Here is a 23,777-nt window from a genome sequence, read left to right on the forward strand (position 1 = left end):
CGACGACGTTGATAGGCCGGGTGTGTAAGCGCAGCGATGCGTTGAGCTAACCGGTACTAATGAACCGTGAGGCTTAACCTTACAACGCCGAAGATGTTTTGGCGGATTGAGAGAAGATTTTCAGCTTAGATTCAGAGTTGAGTACGCAATAATTTGCGCAGCAGCAAGGCGACAAGCGAAGGAAAGGAAGGAGCATACTGAAGTATGTGACTGACTTTGCGAGCGCAGGCAACGCAGCTGATGCGATAAAGAATTGCGTACTGAGCACAAAGAATTTGCCTGGCGGCACTAGCGCGGTGGTCCCACCTGACCCCATGCCGAACTCAGAAGTGAAACGCCGTAGCGCCGATGGTAGTGTGGGGTCTCCCCATGTGAGAGTAGGGAACTGCCAGGCATCAAATTGCAGTAAGCCGGGGTGACAACCGGTGGTAATAAAGCGAAAAAATTCGGTGGAGCGGTAGTTCAGTCGGTTAGAATACCTGCCTGTCACGCAGGGGGTCGCGGGTTCGAGTCCCGTCCGTTCCGCCACTTAATAAGAGCCCTGAGCATCTGCTCAGGGCTTTTTTGTTTTATCTGTTTCCGATTATTGCTAAATCAGCAGAAATCCTCTGCATTAATCGCTCTTTTTCCCCTCCACACCATCAGCCATAATTTCACTCGTTAACCGAAATGAACAAATAACGAGGAAAAACATGGCAAACCCTGCATTTGGTCTTGGCACCTTCCGTCTGAAAGATGATGTTGTTATCGCATCCGTAAAAACCGCGCTGGAGCTGGGCTATCGTACTATCGACACCGCGCAAATCTACGACAACGAAGCCGCGGTGGGTCAGGCTCTCGCTGAGAGCGGCGTGCCGCGTGATGAGCTGTTCATCACAACCAAAATCTGGATCGAAAACCTGAGCAAAGACAAGCTGATCGCCAGCCTGCAAGAGAGCCTGCAGAAGCTACGCACTGACTATGTTGATCTGACGCTGATCCACTGGCCGTCACCGAACGATGCGGTGGCTGTTGAAGAGTTTATGGCTGCTCTGATGGAAGCGAAGGCGCTCGGCCTGACCCGTCAGATCGGTATCTCCAACTTCACTATTCCACTGATGGAGCGCGCGATTGCCGCCGTTGGCGCTGAAAACATTGCTACCAATCAGATTGAGCTTTCGCCGTATCTGCAAAACCGTAAAGTCGTCGATTGGGCGCATGAGCACGGTATCCATATCACCTCCTACATGACCCTGGCCTACGGTAAGGCGCTGAAAGATGAGGTGATTGCCCGTATCGCGGCGAAACATAATGCGACTCCGGCGCAGGTTATCCTGGCATGGGCGATGGGCGAGGGGTACGCGGTGATCCCGTCCTCGACGAAGCGTGAGAACCTGGCCAGCAACCTGAATGCGCTGGATCTGAAGCTGGATGATGAAGATCGCCAGGCGATCGCCGCGCTGGATTGCAACGATCGGCTGGTGAGCCCGGAAGGTCTGGCGCCGCAGTGGGATTAATCTCCTGCTTCCGGTATGCCCATCAGAGGTTACTACGACAGCTCCTTCGGGAGCTGTTTTACGTGTTCGCTCAGAAAATCAATAAACGCCCTGATACGTGTGCTGACGGCTCTATCGCTGTAGTACACCGCGCTGAAGGGCATCTCCACCGGCAAACGTTTGTCGGCCAGTAGTTCAACAAACTCCCCACTGGCTATCTCTTTATCCACCATATAATCCGACAGGCAGGCAATACCGTTCCCGGTCAGACACAGTTGCTTGAGCGTTTCCCCACTGTTCGATGATACCGCCGCCTCAATCTCTAACAACTGACCATCGCAACAGGATACCGGCCAGGTGTTCAGAGAGACGGGTTCAGTGAAGCCCAGACATTGATGTTGTTTCAGATCTGACGGATGCTGCGGCACGCCGTAGCGCGAAACATACTCTGGCGAGGCGACGATCTTCCGATAGCTGGTGAACAGCGGTCGGGCGCGCAGGCTGGAATCAGTTAAGGTTCCGGCCCGAATAGCCACATCCACTTTTCGTTCAATCAGATTAATAAATGTTTCTGACGACACGAGCGACAGCGTCATTTCCGGGTAACGCTCGCGAAATGGCTTCACCAGCGGCATGAGAAAATGCAGCATCACCGGCGTCGCGGCATCCACCCGCAGCAGGCCCCGCGGCGTCGTGCGCGTTTCCAGCAGGTCGTTTTCTGCCGCCGCCATCTCCTGCAATACCACCTGCATCCGGCGAAAATAGCGCTCGCCTTCCTCTGTCAGACTGAGCTGACGGGTGGTCCGATTGAGCAGGCTAACACCAAGCTTGGACTCGAGCTTTTTGACTGCCCGGCTGACGGCAGAGTTGGCCTGACCAAGCTGTTCGGCCGCCCGGCTGAAACTCCCGCTTTCCACTACCGCCACAAAGATGGCGATCTCCTCGGATGTGGCTCTCATTATTGCACCTGTGGCAAAATTCTATTGATACTTTGATAGTTTTTGTTATTTATACAACCCTTCATACTACGTGTCATCTTAATCCTGATGCTACGGAGTAAATTATGCCACTGGCGCTATTTGCCTTAACCATCGGTGCCTTCGCAATTGGCACCACTGAATTCGTGATTGTCGGCCTGGTCCCGACGATTGCCCAACAACTCTCTATTTCGCTGCCGTCGGCAGGCCTGCTGGTTTCTATCTACGCACTGGGCGTGGCGATCGGCGCCCCGGTGCTGACGGCGTTAACGGGGCGTATGCCGCGTAAACAGCTGCTGCTGGCGTTGATGGTCCTGTTTACGGCGGGTAATGTGCTGGCCTGGCAGGCCCCGGGATATGAAACGCTGATCCTGGCGCGCCTGCTGACCGGTCTGGCACACGGCGTGTTCTTTTCTATTGGCTCGACAATCGCCACCAGCCTGGTGGCAAAAGAGAAAGCAGCCTCGGCTATCGCCATTATGTTCGGCGGCCTGACGGTCGCGCTGGTAACCGGGGTGCCATTCGGGACTTTCATCGGTCAGCATTTTGGCTGGCGGGAAACGTTCCTCGCGGTATCGATTCTGGGGGTGATTGCGCTTATCAGCAGTCTGATTCTGGTGCCGAATAATATCCCGGGCCGCGCCAGCGCCAGCCTGCGCGATCAGCTGAAAGTCTTAACCCATCCGCGCCTGCTGATGATCTATGCCATTACCGCGCTGGGCTATGGCGGCGTGTTTACCGCCTTTACCTTCCTTGCGCCGATGATGCAGGAGCTGGCCGGCTTCAGCCCGTCAGCCGTGAGCTGGATCCTGCTGGGCTATGGCGTCTCGGTGGCTATTGGCAACGTATGGGGCGGCAAACTGGCCGATAGGCATGGCGCCGTCTCCGCGCTGAAGTTTATCTTCGCCGCGCTGGTTGTGCTGCTGCTGGTGTTCCAGCTGACCGCCAGCATTCACTATGCCGCGCTGGCAACGGTGCTGGTGATGGGCGTTTTCGCCTTCGGCAATGTGCCGGGCCTGCAGGTGTACGTGGTGCAAAAAGCAGAGCAGTACACCCCCGGGGCTGTCGACATCGCATCCGGCCTGAATATTGCCGCCTTCAACGTCGGCATCGCGCTGGGGTCGATCGTCGGTGGACAGACGGTCGAGCGGTACGGTCTGGCGCAGACGCCGTGGATTGGCGCGGTGATTGTGCTGGTCGCTTTGCTGTTGGTGGCCCTGAGCGGACGTTTAGATAAATTGCCACGCCGTTCGGCAGCGCTTTCTCCCGAAGGCTAAGGGTTTCTCGCAATTTGCATTGAAAGTGTATGGGAAAATCCCTATAACAGAATAACCAGTCGTCGTCGGGCTGGTTTCTGTTATCGAGGATTAATGCCCAAATTGCGAAAGAACACCTACGCCATGCGCTATGTCGCCGGACAACCTGCGGAGAGAATATTGCCTCCGGGGGCGTTTGCGGGCGTGAGTCCGGTTTATCCCGCCGGCACGCCGTTAAGCAGCGATGAGAAAATCCGCGTGCTGGTGTGGAATATCTTCAAGCAGCAGCGCGCAGAGTGGCAGTCGGTCCTTAAGAATTTTGGCAAAGACGCGCACTTAGTCCTGTTGCAGGAGGCGCAGACGACGCCGGAGCTGGTCAGGTTCGCGACCACCAACTATCTGGCCGCCGATCAGGTGCCTGCGCTGGTGCTGCCGCAGCATCCTTCCGGCGTGATGACGCTGGCTTCCGCCCATCCTATCTATTGCTGCCCATTGCGCGAACGTGAACCTATTTTGCGTCTGCCTAAATCAGCATTAGTGACTGTCTATCCGCTGCCCGATGCGCGGCTGTTAATGGTGGTCAATATCCATGCCGTTAACTTCAGCCTTGGCGTCGACGTCTACAGCAAACAGCTGCTGCCGATTGGCGATCAGATCGCCCATCACAGCGGGCCGGTGATCATGGCTGGTGACTTCAATGCCTGGAGCCGCCCGCGGATGAACGCCCTGTACCGCTTTGCACGCGAGATGTCGCTGCGTGAAGTTCGTTTCCCGGACGATCAGCGCCGCCGCGCGTTTGGTCGCCCGCTCGATTTTGTGTTCTACCGTGGGTTAAGCGTGCACGATGCTTCCGTGCTGGTAACCCGCGCCTCCGACCACAACCCGCTACTAGTCGAATTCAGTCCCGGCAAGCCTGATTAATTTAAGGTTGGTCAGGCCTGCCATGGGGCAGGCCTGCGCATGCATGGTGCTGCCTTTTATTACTCAAAATACCGTAAGGACAAGACAACATGACAACACGCTCTCACCATGACAACGTCGAAAAGCAGTTCGGCTCCCAGGCCAGCGCCTATCTGACCAGCGCCGTGCACGCCTCTGGTCGCGATCTGCAGCGGCTGGCGGAACGACTGGCTGATTTTCCTCAGGCGAAAGTGCTGGATATGGGCTGCGGGGCAGGGCACGCCAGCTTTACCGCGGCGGGACAGGTTGCCGAGGTGACCGCCTATGATTTATCGAGCCAGATGCTGGAGGTCGTTGCCGCCGCGGCAAAGGAGAAAGGTTTTAGCAATATCGTGACCCAGCAGGGGTATGCCGAAACGCTGCCGTTCGCTGATGCCAGCTTTGATATCGTTATCAGCCGCTATTCTGCTCATCACTGGCATGACGTTGGCCAGGCGCTGCGCGAGGTGAAACGTGTCCTCAAGCCGGGTGGGGTGATGATCGTGATGGACGTGATGTCGCCGGGCCATGTGGTGCGTGATGTCTGGCTGCAGACGGTGGAAGCCCTGCGCGATACCTCGCACGTGCGTAATTATTCCAGCGGCGAGTGGCTGGCGCTGGCGACGGAGGCGGGGCTGGTGATTAATCAGCTGTTGACCGATCGCCTGCCGCTGGAGTTCAGTTCGTGGGTGGCGCGGATGCGTACCCCTGAGCCGCTGGTGGAGGCGATTCGTTTATACCAGCAGAGCGCCTCGGCGGAGGTGAAAGCCTACTTTGAGTTACAGCAGGATGGTTCCTTTACCAGCGATACCATCATGTTTGAAGCGCATAAAGCGGTTTAATACGGACAACAAAAAAGGCACCGGGGGAAGTCGGTGCCTTTTTATCGAACCCTGACGTATCAGGACTCTGGTCGATCGCTGTTTTTCACAAACAGCGTTAGCTGATCGCCAGGCCGAAGATTGTCGGTATCGCTGTTCCAGCGCATGACGTCGCGAATATTAACGCCATGACGTTTGGCGATGCTCGACAGCGAATCACCTTTGCGAACGCGATAGGTGATGCTATCGCTGTTATTCGCCAGACGCTGCGCGCTGCTGCCGGCGCCGATAACCAGGTTCTGTCCAACCTTCAATCCAGAGCCGCGCAGGTTATTCCACTGCTGCAGATCGCGGGTCGTGACGCCGAGACGGGAAGCAATCCCGGAAATGGTATCGCCGGAACGCACCTTATAGCTTCGGCTGGTCAGCAGCGTATTATCCGCGAGCTGCGTCGGCTGTACGGCGGCAATGTCGCCAGAGGCCAGCGATTCACGCAGCTGGGCTGCGTGTTTCTGCGGCACCATGACGTACTTTGGCCCGCTAGCGCCCAGCGTTGACCCCTTTACGCCGGCGTTGAAGGTCTTCAGCTTGCTGACCGGCATACCGGCCATATCCGCGAGCTGAGAAATATCAACCGGACTGTCGAGGCGAACGCGCGCCAGCGCACGGCTTTCATCAGCCGTAGGCAACTTCACGCCGTAACGTTTGCTGTTTTTGAGGATGTCGCTCAATGCCAGCATTTTCGGTACGTAGACTTTCGTTTCATGCGGCAGAGACAGCGACCAGAAATCGGTGGGTTTGCCACGCGAACGGTTCGCTTTCACTGCCTTCATGACCCGACCTTCGCCGCTGTTATATGCCGCAACCGTTAACAACCAGTCGCCGTCGAACATTTTGTTCAGACGTTGCATCATGTCCAGCGCCGCGGTAGTCGATGCGACAACGTCACGACGCGCATCGTAACTGCGGGTCTGTTTTAAACCATAATTGCGCCCTGTGCTCGGAATGATCTGCCAGATGCCTGCGGCATTGGCGCCAGACGTCGCGTGTGGGTCAAAAGCGCTCTCCACTATGGGTAGTAATACCAGTTCCATTGGCATGTTACGTTTCTTAACCTGCCCGGCTATCCAGTACATATACGGCTCTGCCCGTAAAGTTACATCGTGGAGATAGCTCTTATTTCTTAAGTACTTCTGTTTTTGCTCGCGAATCCGGGGGTTATCCGGTATTCCCATCTTTAGCTCGTCGCCTATGGAAGTCCACAGATCCTGGTCTTGCGCGTAGAAGGTTCCATCATCTAACCAGCGCGCTTGACTTGTGAACTTGCCTGCTTCCCCTTGACCAGCCGCAGAAAGGCTCTGTGCTCGCTGTTCGACGGTGCCATCGTGCTTAGACGCCTGGCACCCCACCAGCAGGACAGAGGCGAATAATATCGCTCGTGCCTTCATGTGTGTGTCAATAGTTGCTTAAAAGACGACCAAGGATAACGGCGAAGTTAGCCGATGACAAGAATTAAATATCAGAATTCGTCTTTCTTTGACCTTAACCACGCAAATCGCGCCACAGAGTGTTGCAATTTTGTTTCTTTGTTAATTTTGTCAATTAAATCAACATCATTTACCCGTAAAAATAAATTTATACGCCGCTCGTTTTTCAGAATTACGGGTAGTGTCTTTTGTTTTTTTGCACGTAACTCATTAACTTTATGATAGTAATCGTTTATGTCCCTATCATCAGGCAGGATACTCAACGCAAACTTCATATTCGCTAACGTATATTCATGTGCGCAACATATAAAGGTTTCTTCAGGAAGGGCGTTAATCTTCATAAATGATTGATACATCTGCTCTGCAGTGCCTTCGAACAGCCTTCCGCAGCCGCCGGAGAACATCGTGTCGCCGCAAAACAGATAAGGTTCGCTGTAGTAACAGATATGTCCTAATGTGTGACCTGGCGTGGAGAAAATGGAAAAATCGACCCCGAGAATTGACAGCCGATCGCCATCGTCTACTACCTGAGTAACCCCCTTATCCTGGGTTTCTGCCGGCCCGTAAACCACCAGAGAGGGGAATTTTTCACGTAATTGTTTTACGCCGCCGACGTGATCCTGATGGTGATGGGTCAGTAAAATGGCCTCGGGCTGCCACTGGTTTTCTTCGATTGCCGCCAGAACCGGCGCGGCCTCGCCCGGGTCAACGATGATGCAGCGGCCGTGATTCTCAGTGAGAACCCAGATGTAGTTGTCCTGAAACGCGGGAATACTGATAAGATTCATAAATTACCTCTAAAGCGTAGCGGAAGGTGGCAATGAAGCCGGCAAGGATACCTCATACAGTGACAGCGCCTGAGCATTGGTCCAGTATGCCGTGGGGCGAATACTATCGCGAAACGCTGGAGCAGCAGATGAAGCCGTGGCTGGCTAAATTATATGGCTTTCATCTGCTTAAGATTGGCAATCTGAGCGCGGAAATCAATACCGAAGCTTGCGCCATCTCGCACCAGGTGAATGTCTCGCTGGCGGGAAACCCAATGCAGGTCCGGGCCGACCCGCTGCATTTGCCCTTTGCCGAAAAGTCCGTCGACGCCTGCCTGCTGGCGCATACCCTGCCGTGGTGCAGCGATCCGCATCGCCTGCTACGGGAGGCCGATCGCGTCCTGATCGATGATGGCTGGATGATCCTGACCGGGTTTAATCCGGTGAGCCTGATGGGATTGCGTAAACTGGTGCCGGTGCTGCGCAAAGGCACGCCGTACAATAGCCGTATGTTTACGTTGATGCGCCAGCTGGACTGGCTGTCGCTGCTCAACTTTGAAGTGCTGCATTATGGGCGTTATCAGGTTTTACCCTGGTCGCGGCATGGCGGCAAACTGCTGAGCACCCATCTGCCAGCGCTGGGCTGTTTGCAATTGATTGTCGCCCGCAAACGGACTATTCCGCTCACCCTTAATCCGATGAAGTCAGGGAAAGCGAAAACCCAGCTGCGGCCGGCAGTCGGCGCCACCCGGCAGTGGCGCAAGGGGCAGAATTAGCTCTCCGGCTGGTAGCCGAGGTCGTCCTGAGTGGGATGGGAGGCCGCAGCGCGGGCCAGCTCGTCGCAGCGTTCGTTTTCTGGATGGCCGGCGTGGCCCTTCACCCACTCCCATTTGATCTTATGCTGGCCAAGCGCGGCGTCCAGCCTCTGCCAGAGGTCGACATTCTTTACCGGTTTTTTCTCTGCCGTTTTCCAGCCGCGCTTTTTCCAGTTGTGGATCCACTGGGTGATCCCCTGGCGGACATACTGGCTGTCGGTGCTGAGCACCACCTCGCAATGCTCTTTTAACGCTTCGAGGGCGACGATCGCCGCCATCAGTTCCATGCGGTTATTGGTGGTCAGACGGTAGCCGGCGCTAAAGGTTTTTTCGTGCTGGCGGTAGCGCATGATGGCGCCGTAACCGCCGGGTCCTGGATTTCCCAGGCAAGAGCCGTCGGTGAAAATTTCTACCTGTTTGAGCATCTCTGGTAGACTTCCTGTAATTGAAATCGATTTGTAAACGATAAGTCTGACATAAATGACCGCGATGAGCACTGCAATTACGCGCCAGATTGTTCTCGATACCGAAACCACCGGTATGAACCAGATCGGGGCGCACTACGAAGGACACAAGATCATTGAGATCGGCGCCGTGGAGGTGATCAACCGCCGCCTGACCGGTAACAATTTCCACGTCTATCTCAAACCCGATCGGCTGGTGGATCCGGAGGCGTTCGGCGTGCACGGGATCGCCGACGAATTCCTGCTGGATAAACCCACCTTTGCCGACGTTGCCGATGAGTTTATGGATTACATCCGCGGCGCGGAGCTGGTGATCCATAACGCCTCGTTCGATATCGGCTTTATGGATTATGAGTTCGGTAAGCTGAACCGCGGGATCGGGAAAACCGAGACCTTTTGTAAAATCACCGACAGTCTGGCGCTGGCGCGGAAAATGTTTCCCGGCAAGCGCAACAGTCTGGATGCGCTATGTTCGCGCTACGAAATAGACAACAGCAAGCGTACGCTGCACGGGGCACTGCTCGATGCCCAGATCCTTGCCGATGTCTATCTGATGATGACCGGCGGCCAGACGTCGATGGCGTTCTCTATGGAAGGCGAAAGCCAGCAGCAGGCGGGCGAGATGGGGATTCAGCGCGTCGTCCGCGCCGCCAGTCAGTTACGGGTGGTTTATGCCTCTGATGAAGAACTGGTGAACCATGAATCCCGCCTCGATCTGGTACAAAAGAAAGGCGGAAGCTGCCTGTGGCGTGCCTGATAACCACTAAAATGGATTAAAAGTAGGCGGTTGGGCGATTTTTGCAGCAAACGATTCAAAACGGTAGAAAAAGCGTTGACGGGGTAGAGGGGAATCCGTAATATTCGCCTCGTTCCCAACGGAACAACAACGCGGAGCGGTAGTTCAGTCGGTTAGAATACCTGCCTGTCACGCAGGGGGTCGCGGGTTCGAGTCCCGTCCGTTCCGCCACTATTCAGAAAGCCTGAATCAGCAATGATTCAGGCTTTCGTCGTTTTCGTCGCCGAATTTCAGCGCGCCTCTTGTTCCTCCTGCATACACTGCATGAATACCCGCATCGCCGGACTGATTGCTTTCCCGGCGTGATGGGCGCAGAGCGCATGGATCGTCAGCGGCGTCTCGCTGAACGGCAGCTCGACCAGCGTCCCGCGTTTGAGTTCCTCCTCTACCGCAAAGCGCGGCAGAAAACTCACCCCCAGATTGCCCGCCACGCACTGCTTGATGCTTTCAATACTCCACAGTTCGATGGTGTTCTCCATGGTAATGCCGCGCTGGCGCAGGGTACTTTCAAAAATCTGCCGGAACACGCACTGGGGTTCGTTGATGATAAAGCTCAATGGGATATGCTGCCGCGGGCGCAGGAAGTCGACCGGCGCCTGATCGACTGACGCGACCAGCGCCAGCGGCTGCGGGCCAAGTTCCATCATGGTGAGCGCATCATCGTTGCCAACCCGGTAAAACACCCCCAGGTCGACTTCGTCAGCGAGCAGCGCATCACGGATGCTGTAGCAATTGAGCGACTGCAGTGACAGGCGGACCTTCGGGGCGCGTTGCTTAAAACGCTGCAGCACCGGCGGCATTTTGTACGCCAGCAGGGTTTCACCAGTGGCGACGCGAAGTTCGCCGCCGGGTTCATCGTCCTGGCGCGCCGCCTGGCGAATCGACGCCATCACTTTGGTCAGATCGTAGACGTGCGGCAGGACATTTTTACCCGCGGCGGTGAGACACATTCGTCGGCCAATTTTCTCAAACAGCGGGATGGCAAGCTCCTGCTCAAGCTGCTGGATATGAAAGGTTACGGTGGACTGGGTGCAGCACAGTTTCTGCGAGGCGCGCAGAAAGGATCCTTCTTCGACAACCGTTTTGAAGGTGATAAAGCGTCGCAGATCCATATTTCCTCTTTATATCGACATTCTCGAATTCAGAATGAAAAAACATTCATTTTTTTAAATTATCAGCTTCGGGTACTGTCTGCCAGTCAAGAGGAGAAAACACGTGACACCTACCCTGATTAGCGCCTTTTTAACTTACACCCTGATCACCGCTCTGACGCCCGGGCCGAATAATATTCTGGCGCTGAGCAGCGTCACCGCGCACGGCTTTCGACGGAGCATGCGGGTTCTGGCCGGCATGAGCCTGGGGTTTGTGATCATCATGCTGATTTGTGCCGGGCTGACGTTCACTCTCGTTACCCTGGATGAGGGGATAACCTCCCTGCTACGCTGGGTCGGCGCGGGGTATATCCTGTGGCTGGCCTGGCATATTGCCCGCAGCGACCCGGCCAGCGGTGGGCAGGAGGAGCGGCCTGTCAGTTTCTGGGCCAGCCTGGGGCTGCAGTTTGTGAATGTAAAAATTATCCTGTACGGCATCACGGCCCTGTCGACCTTTGTTCTGCCGGTGACTCGCGAGCCATTCTGGCTGGTGATGATAAGCCTGTTGCTATCAGTAATAGGCGTTGCCGGCAATCTTTGCTGGGCGCTGGCCGGTCAGCTGTTTCAGCCGGTGTTCGAACGCCATGGAAGAGGGTTAAATCTGCTGCTGGCGCTGCTGTTGGTCTGGTGCGCGGTACGAATGTTTATGGAATGAATTAAGGGAGCGTAACGCTCCCTTGAGGTTATTTATCCTGCGCCAGGGCGGGTTGCCCTTCATTTACCCAGGTCATAAAGATCCGGTAACCGATGGCCAGCAGGGTGGCGCCGAGGAACATACCGAGAATGCCGTTAGAGGCCATTCCGCCGAGGGCGCCCAGCAGCACCACCGGCATTGGCGCGTCGACTCCGCGCCCCAGCAGCAGAGGTTTGAGGACGTTATCGGCCATGCCGGCGACGATCAGCAGGATGGTGTAGAAGATATCCATGCCGGTACTGTGGGTGCCGAGACTCCACATTAGCGCAATGGCCGGGGCCGTCACCAGGATCACCGGCACTTGGGCAATGCCGAGGATCAGGGCCAGAATAAAGAAGATCCCGACGGCGGGAATGCTGGCCATCAGCATGATCACGCCGACCAGCAGCGCCTGGATCAGTGCCACCCCGATGACGCCCTGGGCGACCGCGCGGATGGTGCTGGTGCACAGGCGGGTGAGGGTCACGCCTTTATTCTCATCGGTAATACGGATGGCAATACGCTGGGCGCTGATGGCGCCCGCTGCGCCCCAGGCCATCATAATTCCCGAGACGATAAACGAAATAATAAAGCCAATCAGCCCGCCGCCCATGCTGGCCAAAATACTGAGAAACTGTTTGGCAATGTCGCCGATTTGCGAGCGGTAATTACTGAGCAATCCTGGCAGATCGACGGAAGCTCTCATCCACAGGGCGCTAAGCCGTTCGCCAATGATCGGTAACGCGGCAATGCGCGAGGAGGGCGGGGGAATGGTAAAGCTCTGGCTGCCCATCCGGTCGATCATCGCGCTGGCGCTTTCCGCCAGCGAGGTGATCATCAGCACCGTGGGGATAATAATCAGTAAAATACCTAACAGCACCAGCACCACTGACGCCAGTCCCTGTTTGCCCGCTAACAATCCGGCAAAATATTGATGTAAGGGATAGAGCGCCACGGCGAGGATCAGCGCCCAGAGCATCATATTGATAAAGGGAGAAAAGACGGTAAAACAGAATGAGGCCAGCGCCAGAATAAGCCCAAACCGAATAAACATATCGAGAAAGCGGGTGACCAGCCGTTTTTCTATTAACTGAAGATTATTATTATCCATTTTCTATTACGCTCATAAAATATGCATACGCCAACGCTCAGCCGGGTTCACCAAAACAAGCTGGCAACAGAAAAGTCATGCGTTTACAACGCAGAAGTTAATTGAAAATGATCTCCGCCCGTTTGGTTGTGGGCCTTTTAATGAGTGTAGAACAGAAATGAAGGGCGCCCTGTAAATATTCTGTTGGGCGCGGCAAGAGGAAATTCCGCTTTCTTTTCCTGCAGAAGGGGGAAGAAAGCGGAGGGGGATTAATCCAGAGTAAAAGGATCGGCATCGCGCCAGGCGGGGAATTTTTCACGATATTCCTGGAGGGCGCTCAGCGACAGTTCGGCGTCAAGACGAGTGGCCTGATGCGGATCGGCGGTGGCGACAATCTCCCCCTGGGGACTGATAATCCGGCTATCGCCGCGGTAATGATGGCCGTTGCCGTCGGTGCCGACCCGGTTACAGCCGGCGACGTAGGCCTGGTTCTCAATCGCGCGGGCGACCAGCAGCGACTGCCAGTGCAGCGAGCGCGGCGCCGGCCAGTTCGCCACATACAGCGCCAAATCATAGTCGTTAAGGTTACGCGACCATACCGGAAAGCGCAGGTCGTAACAGACCAGCGGCAGGATCCGCCATCCGCGCCATTCAAAGACCACGCGCTTGTCTCCGGCCTTATAGTGATGGTGTTCATCCGCCATACGAAACAGGTGACGTTTATCATAATGATGGACCGTGCCGTCAGGCTCGACCAGCAGGAAGCGGTTAACGGCCCCGCGCTCAGTTTGCAGCGCCGCGCTGCCGGCGATCAGCGCCTGGGTTTGCGCCGCCCTGGCATGCATCCACGCTACCACCTCGGCCTCGGGTAAAGACTGTTTTGCCGCTTCCATCGCAAAGCCGGTGGTAAACATCTCAGGTAAAACAATGATATCGCGCCCGACAATCCCTTCCAGTTGGCGATCAAAATGGCGCAGGTTAGCAGGGCCGTCCATCCAGACCAGCGGTTGTTGCAACAGCGTAATTTTCAGGCCAGGCACAATGGTCAACTCCATTCTCATGAGGGGGTTAGGTTAACTGTAACACCTTATCAGCCTCGCGGCGGTCCGCGGAATATTTTGTTAAAAAAATGCTACTAACAGGAACGGCGGGGGAAGGAGAGACGAAAAAAAGGCGGGGAAAATTCCCCGCCCGGCGTGTGATGTGGTTGTTGTTTTATTATGCGGCTTCAACGTTGCGAACTTTTTCCGGCAGCTTTACCGGCTGGGTTGCCAGCTCCTCTGGCGCAAAGTCGTCAACGTTAATGCTGCGCAAGCGACTGTGCTCTGCTCGGGTCAAAATGGCGGCTTCATCCTGACTGATTAAGCCTTTCGCCAGGGCATGGGCGGCCAGTTCGTCGAGACGGGTGAACGGCAGATTTTTACCCAACTCTTTGCAGATACGCTGGTGGATAGGATCGGCCGCCATCACTTCCAGCAGCGCCTCTTCCAGCAGGCCGACCGGGTTATGCTCGCTCGGCGTCAGGTACTGACCGCGACCGATGCGGGAGCGGGTGGCGCTGGGCACCTGCAGAATTTTAGCGACTTTATGGTCCAGCTTATCCGACGGCGCATGATGATGACGACCGGTCGGGAAGATGACCAGGCGCATTGCGCCAGCCACCAGACGGTTGGGGAAGTTTTTCAGCAGATCGTCGATGGCCTGCTCGGCCTGATGCAGCGCATCCTGCACCCCCCAGTGAACCAGCGGCAGATCGGCTTCATTGCGTCCTTCATCGTCATAGCGTTTCAGCACCGCCGAGGCCAGGTACAGCTGGCTTAACACATCCCCCAGACGCGCGGAGATACGTTCGCGACGCTTGAGACTGCCCCCCAGCACCGCCATCGAGACGTCTGACAGCAGCGCCAGGTTAGCGCTCAGACGGTTCATTTGCTGATAGTAGCGGCGGGTGACGTCGCGGGTCGGCGCGCTGCTGGTGCGTCCGCCGGTCAGGCCCAACCAGAAACTCCGTACTTTGTTACTACCGACATGGCCGATATGTTTGAACAGCAGCTTGTCATAGGCGTTCAGGTCGTTGTTCTGCGCGGCAGCCATCTCCTCCAGCACGTACGGATGGCAGCGAATCGCACCCTGACCGAAGATCATCATGCTACGGGTCAGAATGTTCGCACCTTCCACGGTGATGGCGATAGGCGCGCCCTGATATGCCCGGGCGAGGAAGTTGCCTTCGCCCAGCATAATGCCTTTCCCGCCGGTAATATCCATTGCGTCGATAATGGCGCGCTGGCCGCGGTGGGTGCAGTGATATTTCACGATCGCGGAGAGCACCGCCGGTTTCTCGCCGAGCATAATGCCGTAGGTGATCAGCGACGCCGCAGCATCCATCACATAAGCATTACCGGCAATGCGCGCCAGCGCCTCTTCAATGCCTTCCATTTTACCGATCGAGATTTTGAACTGGCGGCGAATATGGGCGTAAGCCCCGGTCGCCATAGCCACCGATTTCAGGCCGCCGGTGGAGTTGGACGGCAGCGTAATACCGCGGCCCACCGACAGACATTCAACCAGCATGCGCCAGCCCTGACCGGCCATCCCCGGCCCACCGATGATGTAATCGATCGGCACGAAGATATCTTTGCCGCGGGTTGGGCCGTTCTGGAACGGGACGTTAAGCGGGAAGTGGCGACGGCCAATTTCCACGCCCGGGGTGGAGGTCGGGATCAGCGCGCAGGTGATGCCCAGCTCTTCTTCCCCGCCCAGCAGACGATCCGGGTCAGAAAGTTTAAAGGCCAGTCCCAGCACGGTGGCGATAGGCGCCAGCGTAATGTAGCGTTTGTTCCATGTCAGGCGCATACCCAGCACCTGCTGGCCCTGCCAGTCGCCCATGCAGACCACGCCGGTATCCGGGATGGCGCCGGCGTCGGAGCCCGCTTCCGGGCTGGTGAGTGCGAAGCAGGGGATCTCCAGCCCGCGTGCCAGACGCGGCAGGTAATGGTTTTTCTGCTCTTCAGTACCGTAATGCTGCAGCAGCTCGCCCGGGCCCAGTGAGTTCGGGACGCCGACGGTGATCGCCAGAATGCCGGAGACGCCAGAGAGCTTCTGCAGCACCCGCGACTGGGCATAAGCGGAGAATTCAAGCCCGCCATACTCTTTCTTGATGATCATCGCGAAGAAGCGGTGTTCTTTCAGATACGCCCACAGCTCCGGCGGCAGATCGGCCATTTCGTGGGTGATGGCGAAGTCGTTAGCCATCCGGCAGGCTTCTTCCACCGGGCCGTCGAGGAAGGCTTGCTCTTCGGCGGTCAGACGCGGCTGCGGATAGTTATGCAGCTTATGCCAGTCAGGATTACCGCGAAACAGATCCCCCTCCCACCAGGTAGTCCCGGCGTCGATGGCCTCTTTTTCGGTACGCGACATCGGCGGCATGACCTTGCGGAAGGCGCGAAACGCCGGTGCGGAAATCATGGATTTACGCATAGGCGCAAAGTTAAACGGCAACAGAATGATCGCCAGCGGCAGCAGCAGCCAGATATTCCACAGACCGGCCGCGCCGAGCGCTGCGGTCCAGGCGAGCAAGATCACGCTGCTGAGCAGCAGGCTGACCCGGTGATAGAAGAGCGCACCGAGTAAAACAACGGTTGCAACAATACTCAAAATCATCATAGAGAAATGCTCCCTGTGCTTGTAGGAGGTCTGACCACTTGTGATGTATTGGTTGTAGTGCATGCCTTTTTATTTAGCAATGTGTTTACAAAATAATTACAACCTTGCTCACATTGTTGTATGCAAAAGCGGCACATAAAATCAAAAGGGCGGGGGATAACGCAGCCTGCTGCTTCTCGCTTCGGCGGCTATCCGGTACACTGCCAGGGTTATTCCACTCATACTGAAGGATTATCCTCATGTACCAGGATCTTATTCGTAACGAACTGAACGAAGCCGCGGAAACGCTGGCTAACTTTCTGCAGGACGAAGCCAATATCCATGCTATCCAGCGTGCCGCTGTCCTGCTGGCGGATAGCTTTAAGGCGGGTGGTAAAGTGCTGTCCTGCGGCAACGGCGGTTCCCATTGCGATGCGATGCATTTTGCGGAAGAACTGACCGGACGTTATCGCGAAAACCGCCCGGGATATCCGGCCATTGCGATCTCCGACGTCAGCCATCTCTCCTGCGTGAGCAATGATTTTGGCTATGAGTATGTCTTCTCCCGCTACGTTGAATCCGTTGGCCGCGCGGGCGATGTGCTGCTCGGCATCTCCACCTCCGGCAACTCCGGCAACGTAATCAAGGCCATTGAGGCCGCGCGGGCGCAGGGGATGAAAGTGATCACCCTGACCGGTAAGGACGGCGGTAAAATGGCCGGTAGCGCCGATGTGGAAATTCGCGTGCCGCACTTTGGCTACGCCGACCGCATTCAGGAGATCCACATCAAAGTGATCCATATCCTGATTATGCTGATCGAAAAAGAGATGGCGAAAGGCTAACAGGCAGGTGAGTGTGTACTGTTGACGGCGGCCTCGCTTCGGCGCCGTCGTGATTTGTGATGGTGAGGTGATCTATGTGCGAACTGCTCGGGATGAGCGCCAATGTGCCAACAGATATCTGTTTTAGCTTTACCGGGCTGGTACAGCGCGGAGGCGGGACGGGGCCGCATAAAGACGGCTGGGGCATCACCTTCTATGAAGGCAAAGGTTGTCGCACATTCAAAGATCCGCAGCCGAGCTTTCAGTCGCCGATCGCGAAACTGGTCCAGGATTACCCCATTAAGTCCTGTTCCGTCGTCGCGCATATCCGCCAGGCCAATCGCGGGATGGTGGCCCTGGAGAATACGCATCCGTTCACCCGCGAGCTGTGGGGGCGTAACTGGACCTACGCGCACAACGGGCAGCTCAAAGGCTATAAATCGCTGAAAACCGGCAATTTCCACCCGGTAGGTGAAACCGACAGTGAAAAGGCCTTCTGCTGGCTGCTGCACCGCTTAACCGAGCGCTACCCGCGTACGCCGGGCAATATGCTGGGAGTATTTAAGTATATCGCCACCCTTGCGGGGGAACTGCGTGAGAAAGGGGTGTTCAACATGCTGCTGTCGGACGGACGCTATGTGATGGCGTTCTGCTCGACCAACCTGCACTGGATCACCCGGCGGGCGCCGTTCGGCGTGGCAAAACTGCTGGACCAGGATGTGGAGATCGACTTTCAACGCGAGACCACACCCAACGATGTGGTCACGGTTATCGCCACGCAGCCGCTGACGGCCAATGAGACCTGGCATAAGATCATGCCAGGCGAGTGGGCGTTATTTTGTCTCGGGGAGCGTATAGTTTGAGGCCAGCTGCGGCTGGACAACCTCGTGGCTGAGCGGCTTGCTCACCACATAGCGGCCGTCGGTCACTGATACGACCGGCGGTTTGTGGGTTTGCTGGAAATAATCATAGCCAGGCTTCAGCTGTTTCCAGAAATCCGCATAGTAGGAGTATTTGTGGCGTTCCATATTGGCGTTGGTCATGCGGAACGGATAGATACTCACCTGCACGCTTGGCTGACCGAAGACTAAGGCGCCGGTCACGAACTGGAAGATTTCATCGATCCCGCTGTCGGTCATGGCGTAGCAGCCGACAGAGACGCAGTCGCCGTGGATCATCAGGTATTTCCCTTCATAACCATGGGCGCGATCGTAGGCGTTCGGGAAGCCGATATTGATCGCTTTATAGAAGCGGCTGTCGGGTTTGAGCTGGCTGCGAGTGACGTTATAGAACCCTTCCGGACTCTTGAAATCGCCCTGGCGCTGTTTCGGGCCCAGGCCTCCGGAGTAGTTGCAGATCCGATAGCTGTCGAGGAGCTGGTAGGTCTCACCCATTTTGACGTAAAGGTCGAGCATGCGCTCTTCTTTAAAGATCTCAATATAAACCGGTGAACCCATTAATTGCTGCTTATATTCTTTGCTAACCGGCGTCGTCGGGCTGTTGCTGCTGAGCAGCCCGGCAAATGACATGCACGGCAGCAGAAGCATCGCAATAAATAATGCGATTTTGCGCATACTGCTTGTTCCTTGATAAAACAAAATAGCCACATTGCCAGGACGGCAAGAGAGACCCGAAATCAGAGTTTTCTGGATTTAGAGCGCTCACATTAGCATCACGGCATTTTTTCGCAAGGGCGACGTGGCGGCGTTTACAATTCCGCCTCACTTTATACCCTGCCAGCGACGAAAACACAGTGAGAACTTTGCGCAATAGCTCGCATTTTAGAAGCACTTATTGCCTCTCGCGCTACAGCCGACGCTCACGAAATGTTACACTTGCGCCGGTTCATCACCAGAGTAAGAAAGGATGCTTCTCTTCCGTCCTGAGCGCATCTGGCGCCGTTTCGCCCTTTCTTCTCTGCCATTCTGTCAATAAGCTGGCCCCGGCCTGCGTCGGGGTTGAGGTTACGGATACCTGCTAACGATATGATTAAAATCACAAAAGGGCTGGATTTGCCCATAGCTGGCATGCCATTACAGCAGATTTCTTCCGCGCCAGCGGTGAAGCGCGTCGCGCTACTCGGCGAAGAGTACGTCGGCATGCGTCCCGCCATGGCGGTCAAAGAAGGCGATCGGGTCAAAAAAGGTCAGATCCTGTTCGAAGATAAAAAGAACCCCGGCGTCTGCTTTACCGCCCCGGCGAGCGGGGTCGTCAGCGCGATCCACCGCGGTGAACGGCGCGTGTTGCAGTCGGTGGTGATTGATATCGAGGGCAATGACGCGGTGGCGTTTACGCGTTACGCCGCGGACGCGCTGGCTGAACTGCCGCGCGACACCGTGCAGCAGCAGCTGCTGGCGTCGGGCCAGTGGACCGCGCTGCGCACACGGCCATTCAGTAAAACGCCGCTCCCGGGCAGCGTGCCGGCCGCCATCTTTGTCAACGCTATGGATACCAATCCGCTGGCGGCGGAGCCGCAGCCGATTATTCTGGCCGAACGGGCCGCTTTCGACGCTGGCCTTACCGTGCTTACGCGTCTGACCGACGGGAAAGTCCACGTCTGCCAGCCCAGCGGCGGCAAGCTCGGCGGTCATCCTGTCGGCCAGGTCAGTTTTAACCAGTTTAGCGGGCCGCACCCGGCGGGGCTGCCGGGAACGCATATTCATTTCCTCGAGCCGGTGAGCCTGAATAAGCAGGTCTGGCACCTCAATTATCAGGACGCGATCGCCATTGGTAAGCTTTTCCTCGACGGGGAGCTCTACTGCGAACGGGTGATCGCGCTCGGCGGCCCGCAGGTGATATCGCCGCGACTGGTCAAGACGACGCTGGGCGCCAGCCTGGACGATCTGCTGGCAGGCGAGTTGCAGGAGGGGGAAAACCGGGTCATTTCCGGCTCGGTGCTCAGCGGCACCCGCGCCCATGGCCCTCACGCCTTTCTCGGGCGCTTCCATCTGCAGGTGAGCGTGGTTAAAGAAGGGCGGGAAAAAGAGCTCTTCGGCTGGGTGATGCCGGGCAAAGAGAAATTCTCGATTACCCGCACCACGCTGGGCCATTTCTTCAGGCGCAAGCGCTTTCATTTCTCTACCGATACCCACGGCGGCGAGCGGGCGATGGTGCCGATCGGCAATTACGAGCGGGTGATGCCGCTTGATATCCTGCCGACCATACTGCTGCGCGATCTGCTGGCCGGGGATACCGACAGCGCTCAGGCGCTGGGCTGTCTGGAGCTGGATGAAGAAGATCTGGCGCTGTGCACCTACGTCTGCCCCGGTAAGTATGAATATGGCCCTGCGCTGCGCAGCGTATTAACCCGGATTGAGCAGGAAGGATAAGAGATGGGCTTAAAGCATCTGATTGAAAAAATTGAGCCGCATTTCACGCACGGCGGCAAGCTGGAAAAATATTACCCGCTGTATGAAGCGGCGGCGACCATCTTCTACACACCAGGCCAGGTCACCCGCGGCGCAGCGCACGTGCGCGACGCCATCGACCTCAAGCGGTTGATGATCCTCGTGTGGTTTGCCGTCTTTCCGGCGATGTTCTGGGGGATGTATAACGTCGGGCTGCAGACCATACCGGCGCTGCATAAGCTTTACGGCGCCGAACAACTGCAGCAGGCGATCGCCAACAACTGGCACTATAGCGTCGCCCAGTGGTTAGGGGTGAGCTTCAGCGCCGACGCCGGCTGGCTGAGCATGATGACCCTGGGGGCGGTCTTCTTCCTGCCGATCTATATCACCGTCTTTATCGTCGGCGGCTTCTGGGAAGTGCTGTTCGCTATCGTGCGCAAGCATGAAATCAACGAAGGCTTCTTTGTCACCTCGATTCTGTTCGCGCTGATCGTCCCGCCCACGCTGCCGCTGTGGCAGGCGGCGCTGGGGATCTCCTTCGGGGTGGTGATCGCTAAAGAGATTTTCGGCGGTACCGGGCGCAACTTCCTCAACCCGGCGCTGGCGGGGCGCGCGTTCCTGTTCTTTGCCTATCCGGCGCAAATCTCCGGCGACCTGGTGTGGACGGCGGCGGACGGTTTTTCCGGCGCTACGCCGCTCTCCCAGTGGGCCAGCGGCGGCGGTGAAGCGCTGGTTAACGTCGCTACCGGCATCCCGGTGAGCTGGATGGACGCCTTCCTCGGCAATATTCCGGGCTCGATTGGCGAAGTCTCCACACTAATGATCCTGATCGGCGGCGCGATCATCCTCTTTGGCCGCGTCGCGTCCTGGCGCATCGTCGCCGGGGTGATGATCGGCATGGTCGCCACCGCGACCCTGTTTAACGTTATCGGCTCCGACACCAACCCGATGTTCGCTATGCCATGGTACTGGCATCTGGTACTCGGCGGCTTCGCCTTCGGCATGATGTTTATGGCGACGGACCCGGTATCCGCCTCGTTTACCGATAAAGGAAAATGGAGTTACGGCGTGCTGATCGGCGTGATGTGCGTGCTGATCCGCGTGGTGAACCCGGCTTATCCGGAAGGGATGATGCTGGCGATCCTCTTCGCCAACCTCTTCGCACCGCTGTTCGATTACCTGGTGGTGCAGGCCAATATTAAGCGGAGGAAGTCGCGTGGCTGAGAAGAAAAGTAACGATAGCATCGGCAAAACGCTGCTGGTGGTGCTGGTGCTTTGTCTGGTCTGCTCCATCGTGGTAGCGGGCTCGGCCGTGGGGCTGAAATCCCGCCAGCAGGCGCAGCGGGCGCTGGATAAGCAGCGTAATATCCTGGCGGTGTCCGGCCTGATGCAGCCCGGCATGGATGCTGATGCGGTCGCCGACACCTTCGCGGCGCGCATTTCGCCGCGACTGGTGAATCTGGCGACCGGCGAGCTGCTGGAGAAAGACCCGGCAAAATTCAATCAGGCCCAGGCGCTGAAGGATCCGCAGCAGAGTATGGCGCTGGATGCCAGCCAGGATCCGGCGGGGATTAAACGCCGCAGCAATCTGGCGGAAATCTACCTGGTGCGCGACGCGCAGCAGAAGATTGAGCAGGTGGTGTTGCCCATTTATGGCAATGGCCTGTGGTCGATGATGTACGCCTTCGTGGCGCTGGACATCGATGGCCGCACGGTGAAAGGCATTACCTACTATGACCAGGGGGAGACCCCGGGGCTGGGCGGCGAAGTGGAGAACCCGAACTGGCGCCAGCAGTTTGTCGGCAAGCAGGTGCTGGATGACAACGGCATGCCGGCGCTGAGAGTGGTCAAAGGCGGCGCGCGCGCTGGTGACCTGCATGCGGTTGATGGCTTATCGGGCGCCACGCTGACGTCAAATGGCGTACAGCACAGCTTTGATTTCTGGATGGGTGAACTGGGCTTTGGTCCGTTCCTGAAAAAGGTGCGTGAAGGAGGGCTGAACAATGGCTGAACAGAGCGAGATGAAAGAGGTGAAGCGCGTGCTGGTGGGGCCGCTCATCGCCAATAACCCCATCGCCCTGCAGGTGCTGGGCGTCTGCTCCGCCTTGGCGGTCACCACTAAGCTGGAAACCGCCTTCGTGATGACCATTGCGGTGACCCTGGTGACGGCGTTCTCCAGCATGTTTATCTCGATGATCCGCCACCACATTCCCAACAGCGTGCGCATCATCGTGCAGATGGCGATCATCGCCTCGCTGGTTATCGTGGTGGATCAGCTACTGCGGGCTTTCGCCTATGAGACTTCCAAGCAGCTGTCGGTATTCGTCGGGCTTATCATCACCAACTGCATCGTGATGGGGCGCGCTGAAGCTTACGCCATGAAGTCGCCGCCGCTGGCCAGCTTTATGGACGGTATCGGCAACGGTCTCGGCTACGGCGCGATCCTGATTATCGTCGGCTTCCTGCGCGAGCTTATCGGCAGCGGCAAGCTGTTCGGTATCACAGTGCTGGAGACGGTGCAGAACGGCGGCTGGTATCAGCCGAACGGCCTGTTCCTGCTGGCGCCGAGCGCGTTCTTCATTATCGGTTTACTGATTTGGGCCCTGCGTAGCTGGAAGCCTGAACAGCAGGAAAAGGAGTAATCGATGATGGCTCATTACATTAGCCTGTTTGTCCGCGCGGTGTTTGTTGAGAACATGGCGCTGGCCTTTTTCCTCGGGATGTGTACCTTCCTCGCGGTGTCGAAAAAGGTCTCCACCGCCTTCGGCCTCGGCGTTGCGGTGACGGTGGTGCTGGGTCTTGCCGTACCGATCAACAACCTGGTGTATAACCTGGTGCTGCGCGACGGCGCGCTGGTGGAGGGGGTAGACCTCAGCTTCCTGAACTTCATCACCTTTATCGGGGTGATCGCCGCGCTGGTGCAGATCCTCGAGATGATCCTCGATAAGTACTTCCCGGCGCTATACAACGCGCTGGGGATCTTCCTGCCGCTGATTGCGGTTAACTGCGCGATTTTCGGCGGTGTGTCGTTCATGGTGCAGCGTGATTACAACTTCCCGGAATCCATCGTTTACGGCTTTGGCTCCGGCATCGGCTGGATGCTGGCGATCGTGGCGATGGCGGGGATCCGCGAAAAGATGAAGTACGCCAACGTGCCTGCCGGTTTGCGCGGGTTAGGGATCACCTTTATCACTACCGGGTTGATGGCGCTGGGCTTTATGTCCTTCTCCGGCGTGCAGCTATAAGGGCGAATAAG

The 23,777-nt window shown here is 56.9% G+C and carries 23 protein-coding genes, 2 tRNA genes and 2 rRNA genes; 18 read left to right on the forward strand and 9 right to left on the reverse strand.

From position 1 onward, the window contains the following. The 4 genes from MKR05_RS13835 to dkgB all read left to right on the forward strand — a co-directional run. Positions 1-81: ribosomal RNA gene (locus MKR05_RS13835) — 23S ribosomal RNA — on the forward strand; the annotation flags it as partial. A 197-nt stretch (positions 82-278) separates the two neighbouring features. Then, positions 279-394 (forward strand): 5S ribosomal RNA (rrf, locus tag MKR05_RS13840). A 57-nt stretch (positions 395-451) separates the two neighbouring features. Then, positions 452-528 (forward strand) — tRNA-Asp (locus MKR05_RS13845). A gap of 164 nt (positions 529-692) precedes the next feature. After that, positions 693-1,496, forward strand: coding sequence for a 2,5-didehydrogluconate reductase DkgB (gene dkgB / locus MKR05_RS13850; protein ID WP_101989289.1), 804 nt, complete (start codon positions 693-695; stop codon positions 1,494-1,496). Positions 1,497-1,528: 32 nt separating this feature from the next. Here the strand turns inward: dkgB and yafC are convergent, their stop codons facing one another. Continuing rightward, positions 1,529-2,434, reverse strand: coding sequence for a DNA-binding transcriptional regulator YafC (yafC, locus tag MKR05_RS13855; protein ID WP_023288494.1), 906 nt, complete (start codon positions 2,432-2,434; stop codon positions 1,529-1,531). Positions 2,435-2,538: 104 nt separating this feature from the next. Here yafC and MKR05_RS13860 point away from each other — a divergent pair, with 104 nt between their 5' ends. The 3 genes from MKR05_RS13860 (at position 2,539) to MKR05_RS13870 (ending at position 5,489) form a co-directional block, all read left to right on the forward strand. Beyond that, positions 2,539-3,729, forward strand: a complete 1,191-nt coding sequence (locus tag MKR05_RS13860; protein WP_023288495.1) for an MFS transporter — start codon at positions 2,539-2,541, stop codon at positions 3,727-3,729. 102 nt (positions 3,730-3,831) lie between these two features. Further along, positions 3,832-4,629: an endonuclease/exonuclease/phosphatase family protein gene (locus MKR05_RS13865; protein ID WP_072096514.1), complete on the forward strand. Its 798-nt coding sequence runs from the start codon at positions 3,832-3,834 to the stop codon at positions 4,627-4,629. Between the two features lie 89 nt (positions 4,630-4,718). Next, positions 4,719-5,489 (forward strand): class I SAM-dependent methyltransferase, encoded by a 771-nt coding sequence (locus tag MKR05_RS13870; RefSeq protein WP_049014291.1) that lies wholly within the window; start codon positions 4,719-4,721, stop codon positions 5,487-5,489. 59 nt (positions 5,490-5,548) lie between these two features. Here MKR05_RS13870 and mltD read toward each other — a convergent pair whose 3' ends face one another. Together mltD and gloB are read right to left on the reverse strand one after the other, a co-directional pair. Then, positions 5,549-6,916 carry a murein transglycosylase D gene (gene mltD, locus MKR05_RS13875; protein ID WP_032428585.1) on the reverse strand — a complete coding sequence of 456 codons (1,368 nt, stop codon included), beginning with the start codon at positions 6,914-6,916 and terminating at the stop codon, positions 5,549-5,551. Positions 6,917-6,987: 71 nt separating this feature from the next. Continuing rightward, entirely contained in the window at positions 6,988-7,743 is a 756-nt protein-coding gene (gloB, locus tag MKR05_RS13880; protein ID WP_101989287.1) for a hydroxyacylglutathione hydrolase, read from the reverse strand. Between the two features lie 32 nt (positions 7,744-7,775). Between gloB and MKR05_RS13885 the strand changes: the two genes are divergently transcribed. Then, a complete protein-coding gene (locus MKR05_RS13885; protein ID WP_004204619.1) occupies positions 7,776-8,498 on the forward strand; it encodes a class I SAM-dependent methyltransferase in 723 nt (240 codons plus the stop codon). On the opposite strand, the gene rnhA is transcribed toward MKR05_RS13885, so the two are convergent. Further along, a complete protein-coding gene (gene rnhA, locus MKR05_RS13890) occupies positions 8,495-8,962 on the reverse strand; it encodes a ribonuclease HI (RefSeq protein WP_048334094.1) in 468 nt (155 codons plus the stop codon). The genes MKR05_RS13885 and rnhA overlap by 4 nt on opposite strands. A gap of 64 nt (positions 8,963-9,026) precedes the next feature. On the opposite strand from rnhA, the gene dnaQ reads away from it, so the two are divergent. Beyond that, positions 9,027-9,758, forward strand: a complete 732-nt coding sequence (gene dnaQ, locus MKR05_RS13895) for a DNA polymerase III subunit epsilon (protein WP_004204621.1) — start codon at positions 9,027-9,029, stop codon at positions 9,756-9,758. Between the two features lie 133 nt (positions 9,759-9,891). After that, positions 9,892-9,968 (forward strand) — tRNA-Asp (locus MKR05_RS13900). A gap of 59 nt (positions 9,969-10,027) precedes the next feature. On the opposite strand, the gene MKR05_RS13905 is transcribed toward MKR05_RS13900, so the two are convergent. Next, a complete protein-coding gene (locus MKR05_RS13905) occupies positions 10,028-10,909 on the reverse strand; it encodes a LysR family transcriptional regulator (RefSeq protein ID WP_012968890.1) in 882 nt (293 codons plus the stop codon). A gap of 103 nt (positions 10,910-11,012) precedes the next feature. Between MKR05_RS13905 and eamB the strand changes: the two genes are divergently transcribed. Next, positions 11,013-11,603, forward strand: coding sequence for a cysteine/O-acetylserine transporter (gene eamB / locus MKR05_RS13910; RefSeq protein WP_012968889.1), 591 nt, complete (start codon positions 11,013-11,015; stop codon positions 11,601-11,603). A 28-nt stretch (positions 11,604-11,631) separates the two neighbouring features. Here the strand turns inward: eamB and MKR05_RS13915 are convergent, their stop codons facing one another. The 3 genes from MKR05_RS13915 to fadE form a co-directional block, all read right to left on the reverse strand. Next, positions 11,632-12,732, reverse strand: a complete 1,101-nt coding sequence (locus tag MKR05_RS13915) for an AI-2E family transporter (protein ID WP_072422530.1) — start codon at positions 12,730-12,732, stop codon at positions 11,632-11,634. A 248-nt stretch (positions 12,733-12,980) separates the two neighbouring features. Then, positions 12,981-13,751, reverse strand: coding sequence for an amidohydrolase (locus tag MKR05_RS13920; protein WP_050533150.1), 771 nt, complete (start codon positions 13,749-13,751; stop codon positions 12,981-12,983). Between the two features lie 178 nt (positions 13,752-13,929). Beyond that, the gene (gene fadE / locus MKR05_RS13925) at positions 13,930-16,374 is read right to left on the reverse strand and encodes an acyl-CoA dehydrogenase FadE (RefSeq protein ID WP_048296759.1); all 2,445 of its coding nucleotides are present in this window, start codon (positions 16,372-16,374) and stop codon (positions 13,930-13,932) included. A 239-nt stretch (positions 16,375-16,613) separates the two neighbouring features. Between fadE and lpcA the strand changes: the two genes are divergently transcribed. Both lpcA and MKR05_RS13935 read left to right on the forward strand, forming a co-directional pair. Further along, entirely contained in the window at positions 16,614-17,195 is a 582-nt protein-coding gene (lpcA, locus tag MKR05_RS13930; RefSeq protein WP_004145825.1) for a D-sedoheptulose 7-phosphate isomerase, read from the forward strand. A gap of 74 nt (positions 17,196-17,269) precedes the next feature. After that, positions 17,270-18,037, forward strand: a complete 768-nt coding sequence (locus MKR05_RS13935) for a class II glutamine amidotransferase (protein ID WP_004204630.1) — start codon at positions 17,270-17,272, stop codon at positions 18,035-18,037. Here the strand turns inward: MKR05_RS13935 and dpaA are convergent. Continuing rightward, positions 18,008-18,748, reverse strand: coding sequence for a peptidoglycan meso-diaminopimelic acid protein amidase (gene dpaA / locus MKR05_RS13940; RefSeq protein WP_023288503.1), 741 nt, complete (start codon positions 18,746-18,748; stop codon positions 18,008-18,010). The genes MKR05_RS13935 and dpaA overlap by 30 nt on opposite strands. A 411-nt stretch (positions 18,749-19,159) precedes the next feature. On the opposite strand from dpaA, the gene MKR05_RS13945 reads away from it, so the two are divergent. The 5 genes from MKR05_RS13945 to nqrE are packed head-to-tail and all read left to right on the forward strand — an operon-like array spanning position 19,160 to position 23,766. Then, on the forward strand, positions 19,160-20,503 hold the full coding sequence (locus MKR05_RS13945; protein ID WP_048296761.1) for a Na(+)-translocating NADH-quinone reductase subunit A: 1,344 nt from the start codon (positions 19,160-19,162) through the stop codon (positions 20,501-20,503). A 3-nt stretch (positions 20,504-20,506) separates the two neighbouring features. After that, a complete protein-coding gene (locus tag MKR05_RS13950; RefSeq protein WP_023288505.1) occupies positions 20,507-21,745 on the forward strand; it encodes an NADH:ubiquinone reductase (Na(+)-transporting) subunit B in 1,239 nt (412 codons plus the stop codon). Further along, positions 21,738-22,532 (forward strand): Na(+)-translocating NADH-quinone reductase subunit C, encoded by a 795-nt coding sequence (locus MKR05_RS13955; RefSeq protein ID WP_060591684.1) that lies wholly within the window; start codon positions 21,738-21,740, stop codon positions 22,530-22,532. The genes MKR05_RS13950 and MKR05_RS13955 overlap by 8 nt, the downstream gene beginning before the upstream one ends. Continuing rightward, complete coding sequence (locus MKR05_RS13960; RefSeq protein WP_023288507.1) at positions 22,525-23,163, forward strand: NADH:ubiquinone reductase (Na(+)-transporting) subunit D; 639 nt, start codon at positions 22,525-22,527, stop codon at positions 23,161-23,163. The genes MKR05_RS13955 and MKR05_RS13960 overlap by 8 nt, the downstream gene beginning before the upstream one ends. A 6-nt stretch (positions 23,164-23,169) precedes the next feature. Beyond that, positions 23,170-23,766, forward strand: coding sequence for an NADH:ubiquinone reductase (Na(+)-transporting) subunit E (nqrE, locus tag MKR05_RS13965; protein WP_004177335.1), 597 nt, complete (start codon positions 23,170-23,172; stop codon positions 23,764-23,766). Positions 23,767-23,777 lie beyond the last annotated feature (11 nt).

This window comes from Klebsiella sp. K5-204, assembly GCF_030128585.1.
Taxonomy (GTDB): Bacteria; Pseudomonadota; Gammaproteobacteria; order Enterobacterales; family Enterobacteriaceae; genus Klebsiella; species Klebsiella quasipneumoniae.